Consider the following 6402-nt stretch of genomic DNA (forward strand, 5'->3'; position numbering starts at 1 on the left):
AAACTATTAAGTCAAAAATCTTGCATTATCGCAAACTCTTTCTTAATTTCTAATATCCTTAACTGTCTAAGTCTGTATTATCGATGACGGTTAGGGATAGGTGTGTTTTAATAGAAATTCAAAAGGGAAATATATCTAACCGATTAACTTTTTATTGTACAATAAAGTATAGATCACCGGAATAATAAATAGAACAAGTAAAGTGGCGGAAATCAAGCCTCCGATTGTTCCAAGTGCCAGTGAATGCCAAAAGCTATCGTGGGTTTCTTCGATAACTAATGGCAAAACACCGGCAATTGTGGTTAAAGTTGTTATTAATATCGGGCGCAAACGTGAAGCACTTCCTTTAATAACATTTTCAATAAAATCAGTTGATTCTATTTTAGAAAGTCTAGTTACTAACAATATCGAAATGTTGACCGAAATTCCCGTTAATAAAAGTACAGATGCATATCCTCCTCTATCAAATGTAGCATCGCTGAAATAAAAAGTTAAAAGTACCCCAATCATAGAAAACGGAACTGATAAAATAATGATAAACGGTTTCAAATAAGATTCAAACAAGGCAGCTGTTACCATATATACTATCAAAATTGCAAGAAAGATAATTAAGCCGAGTTCTATCTCCTTTTCAGGTGTGAGAAAAAAAAACACGTTAGTTTGTTCTACTGAATAACCGTGCGGTACATTATTCTTTACTTGCGTAACCACCGATTCAGTTAATTTTTGCCCATATTTATAAGGACCTTTGTATTCAAATGAAACATATCTTTGATATTGTTGGTTTTCACGAACAATTCTCGAAAGAACTTTTCTTTCTTTTACACTAATTATATCTTTTAATTTAACACCCTCACTTTTTTTTGTAGTAATTACTACATTCATCAGATCATCAAGGGAAAAATCTTTGTAACCGGAAAATTTAATAGAGTAATTAATTTCTTCACCGGCAACTTTTATACGCGTTGTTTGAACAGCTCCCCGAGACAACATCCTTACACGATGCATCAAATCGGCAACGCTCAATCCGTAATGTTCGACTAATTTCCGATTCGCGACTAGGGCAACCTCATATAAATTTTCGCTGTACATAAAAGATCTATCGACATCCACATTTGCTACACGCCTGTTGATGATTATTTTTTGGCGTATTTGTTCGGCAATTTCTTTAACTTTTTCGTAATTGTAACCAAGAATTTTAATATTATAGCTTGGCAATTGTGATGAACCGGTGAAAAAACCTGGCCCAAACCCCAAAACACCCACCGTAGCGCCCCCAATATTACTCATAAACGAAATAAGGTGTGCTTTCAAAACATAAGGGAATGAACTCTGGGCATTTTCTTCAGGAATTGTAATTGTAATATTCCCAATTTCGTTGTTGTAGATATTTGTAACATACTTATCGATATTCTTATCGAACTTGCTCAATTCATTTTCTACCAACTTGACAGCTTCATTAAGGCGTTCGAGTTCTGTACCCGCAGGCGTTCTAATAGTAACTAAAAGATAGGTTTCCGCTCCCCAACTCCATATTTCACCCCGATTTACATATTTAAAGAACAAATGCAAACTTCCACCAAAGGTATGGTCGACGTAAGGTTTTATTGTAGAATACAATTTACTGCTGAAGATTAAATTATAGGCAGGTGATATAACTGGTGTTTCTATCTTTTCAGGTAACAGCCATGTAGGTATTCCAAAAATCCAAATAGTTAAAATGATGCTGATTTTTTTAAACTTTATCAATTTTGCAAGTATTCTCTCATAAATTTTTGTTAAACGCTCTTGCAACCTAATTAGCATCGAATCTTGTTTTTCAAACCGGAAATATTTATAACTTGCCAATGGAACAAAACTGTAAGCGACAATCAAAGAAAAGAGAAGTGCAAAGTTCACCGTGATTGCAAATTGTTCAAAATAAAGGCGAACCTCTGGTGATAGAAAATATATCGGTATTAAAGCACCGACCGTCGTTAAAGTTGCTGCAAATATGGGCAGAGCAATATCGTTCAACGCTAAATACAAAGCCATACTTCTGTCGGTATTCAATCTATTATATCTTGAAATATTTTCTACAACGACTATAGAGTTATCAACTATCAACCCGAAGGCAAGTGTAAGACCTGCTAAAGTTATTATGTTAATGCTCAATTTCAAAAAATACATTGCAATAAAAGTAAGCAATACTGAGAATAAAATAGATGATATTACAATGATTGGCGCCCTAAAATTAAGAAAAGCAAACATTAATACACTAAAGATAAATATTACTGAAAAAATCGACCTGTTTGATATTTTATTTATATCCTTCCTAATGGTCTCACTTTTATCAATTTCCTTGATAACATTAAAGTTGCTGGGCAATTTTTTTTCTAGTGCAGCCATTTTTTCGATAACTCTATCGGCAGTTGTTACAATGTTAACGTGCGGTTCTTTATCGATCTGTATAGTAACAGCCGATTTACCATTTATGCGGTAATAGCTATACACAGCTTCGAATTCATTGTTCACAATTCCAATATCTTCGAGGTAAATTATCCTGCCATCATTTAATATTTTTAGAGGATGTTTATTGATTTGTTCGATACCTATTTCAGGGGTTTCAAATTCTTTATTAAAGATTCTTATGTTGGTTTTTTTCCCTCCCTCCAAGATATTTCCCAATGAAGTAATCGTTTCAAAACCTTGCATTACATCTTGAATTTCCTTCAGACCGATTTGGAAAAGATTTAATTTTTCATGGTCAAGTTCTATCTGTATTTCCTTCTTCGCTCCGCCATAAATCTGAACATTTGCAACTCCTTCAATAGACATCAATTCAGTAAGCATTTTTTGTTCTACTATTTTGCGTATTTCTGAATTTGAATAGGGTGCAGATATTGTATAGGTAATAAATCCTTGCAACTTTTCAAAATCTTCGGGTATATATTTCTGAATCCTCGGTGGTGATACGTCGTAAGGTAATAACTCAGTTAAGCTGGCTAACTTCTCGTTCAAATCGAGAACTGCAAAATTCATTTTAACGTCAGCGCCAAATTCGACAGTTACACGCGAAAGCCCTTCCTGCGATATCGATGTAATGCGTTTCACCCCATTAATAGTGTTACAAAGTTCTTCTATAGGTGATGAGATGATTGATTCCATCGTTTCGGGAGAAGTGTTTCCCCAGTATGTTGATATTGTTATACGAGGGAATTCCACACTCGGTGAAAGTTCAATGGGAAGTTGGACGGCAGTAGCTATTCCTATCAAAAGAATAGCTGAATAAACCATCGTAACAAATAAAGGACGATTGGTTAGAATATTTATATATCTATACAATTTATTTTATCGAAGAATCTTTATCAAAGAATGAATACAATATCGGAACGACTATCAAAGTTAGAAAAGTAGATGACAGCAAACCGCCCACTATTGCAATTGAGAGAGCTATTTGTAGTTGTGAGCCGGCGCCAGTACTCAACATCATAGGAATAAGTGCAAAAACAACTGTGAGTGTATTCATAACAATCGGGCGAAATCTCTGCTTACCTGCTTCTATGATTGATTCTCGGACAGATAGATTTTCCCGGCGTTTACGAAGTATAAAATCGATTTTAACTACTGCGTCGTTATCGGCAATACCTACAAGTATAATCAAACCAACTAATGAGATTACACTTAAGCTCTGACCAGTTACGAATAACAATACTATCGCACCCACAATCGCTAAAGGGATAGAAAATATTATTATCAACGGAATACGGAGCGATTCGAACTCTGCTGCTAAAATCATATACATAAGGGCAATCGAAAGTAAGAGCGACATAATTAATGCTTTTAAAGCATCCTGCATTTCCTCATTAACCCCGCCAACTTCTATACTATATCCAGCAGGAATGTTTAACGGTTTTAACTCTTCTTTGATTGTGTTTATTATTTCGTTAATGCTCGAACCGGTAAAATTTGCCAACACACTCATTTGTCGATTATTATTTTCCCGACAAATTTCTAAGTAGCCCTCTGAATGCCGATATTTAATAAAATCCCGGAGCTGTACCTCGCCATTTTTTGTGGTTATCGAATTGTTCAATAAATCATAAATTTCATCCCTATCCGCTTCAGTTGCTCTCACTAATAATGTAATTTTTTTATCAAAATCACTTATAGTTGTTGCTTCGCGTCCTTTAAATATTGTGCTTATGAAATTCGAAATGTCCCTGATGGTCAATCCATACATCGCCGCTTTTGTTCTATCGATTTCAATTAAATATTCAGGAATACCTTTTTCGAAACCCAACCGTAAATCTTTTAAATTGTTAATGCTCTTTAGATATGGTAGTAATTCTTGCGCAACCTTTGCTGCTGTGTTCAAGTCTTTCCCTACAATTTTTATTTGTATATCATTTTCTGACGGATTGAGTATTTTTTCGAAAGTGGATTTCGGTTTGTGAATAGCATAACTTACATTCTTGAACTTTTCTAATATTTTTCTTATGTCTTTGATAGTGTTAGATGGAACAAATTGATTTTTAATTTTCACGTACATTTCTGCTCTATCAATAGAGCTTCGTGTAATGCTTAGAATATCATGCTCATCTACAATACCGATATTTGACAACACATACTCGATCGAATTCATTGCTGTAAGCTCATTTTCTATTAAATGCACTAGTTGCGAAGTTCCATAAAGCGATGTACCTCTTGGCATTTTAGTTTCTAAAATAAATTCGTGTTGTTCAACATTTGGAAAAAATTCTTTCGGCATTATTACAATCAGAAAAACCGTAATTGCGAATAAAATAATTGTTCCCACCAACACTTTTATTCTATTCTCAAGCGCATAGAGTAAAAGCCACTCATATTTATTAAACAAAATCTCAATCAATTTCGATATTCTGTTAAAAATTCGATTATAGGTTTTACCACTTAATAACGAACTATTTTTTATAATTTTCTTCCTTGAAGCTAACATTGGAATCAGCGTCATAGCAACAAATAACGACGCCATAAGAGAAATTGTGATGCTTAACGATTGATCCCTGAAAAGCTCTGCTGCAATTCCTTTTATATAAATAAGCGGAAGAAAGACTGCAACAGTGGTCAATGTAGAAGCTGTAATAGCTAATCCCACCTCTGAAGCACCGAGCGCTGCTGATTCTGTTAAACTTTTGCCACTTTGTCTATGTCTTGAAATATTTTCTATTACGACTATAGAATTGTCTAAAAGCATACCAACACCAACAGCCAATCCGCCCATCGAAATAATGTTTAAATTTACACCTAAAAAGTACATAAGTAAAAAAGTGGCAAGCAAAGAGGTTGGTATCGTTATTCCTATTATAAGCGGGTCTCGAAAGTTGTACAAGAAAAAGAATAATACGATAAACGCCAAAATTCCGCCGTAAACCACCTCCTGCTCAACATTTGATATAGCATCGTTGATAAATTCTGACTGACTGAAAATAACAGAAATATTAAAGTCTTTATATTCTTCATTTAGCTGTTTAATTACTTCTTGAACTTCCTTGGCGGTATTGACTGTGTTCGAGCCGACCTCTTTTTTAACTAATATCGATATTGTTTCTTTACCGTTTAACCGTGAAATGCCTTGTCGTTCTTTAAAATCATCTACAACTTCTGCAACATCTTTTATGTGGACAATTTTTCTCTTCCCATCGACAGAGGTATTTTTTTCTAGGTTATTGTTTACTATAGTGTTTTTAATTTCTTCTACAGTTTGTAATTCGCCTAAAATTCTAAGAGAAAACCGGAACCATCCGCTTTTTATATCGCCGCCGGGTAAATTTACGTTAGCCGCTGAGATTGAAGCAACAACATCTTCGATAGAAAGAGCAAATGTCTTTAACAATTGCATGTTTACATTTACTTGTATTTCGCGCTCTAATCCTCCCAAAATAGAAGCTTGTGCAACTCCATCAATTTGTTCAAGCCGGCGTTTTATTACAAGTCGTGAATATTCTTTTAGGTTGACAAGATATTCTTTATCTTGAACCGACATCTTGTGCGATTTTACATTCGTAGTACCCGCTATGTAATTATCTGTTTTCCTGCTGGTAACTACAAGTGTCATTATCGGGAAACTTGAAGGGTCTAAGCGCACAATCGTTGGTCTGCCGGCTTCTTTGGGAAGCATGTAACGCAGTTGGTCTAATTTTTCCCGAACATGCAGTGCGGCAAAATCCATATCCGAACCCCACAAAAATTCGACAATAACTAATGATAAACCTTCGCGAGATGTAGAAGTTACTTTTTTAATTCCGGTAATAGTTCCGACCGAAGCTTCAATTGGTTCTGTTATCAAAGCTTCTACTTCTTCGGGTGCTGCGTTCGGATAAGATGTTTGTATTGTTAGCTTCGGTATGTCAATTTCGGGGAGTAAATCGGTGCTGAGCTGGT

Annotated in this window: 2 protein-coding genes; both read right to left on the reverse strand. The window is 34.9% G+C overall.

Features of this window, described 5'->3' with window-relative positions; all coding sequences use genetic code 11:
• Positions 1–135: 135 nt before the first annotated feature.
• On the reverse strand, positions 136–3324 hold the full coding sequence (locus QME58_13815; protein MDI6804892.1) for an efflux RND transporter permease subunit: 3189 nt from the start codon (positions 3322–3324) through the stop codon (positions 136–138).
• Between the two features lies 1 nt (position 3325).
• Positions 3326–6402 (reverse strand): efflux RND transporter permease subunit (locus QME58_13820; protein ID MDI6804893.1); only part of this gene is annotated, 3077 nt, incomplete at its 5' end.

The organism is Bacteroidota bacterium, from assembly GCA_030017895.1.
Taxonomy (GTDB): domain Bacteria; phylum Bacteroidota; class Ignavibacteria; order UBA10030; family BY39; genus JASEGV01.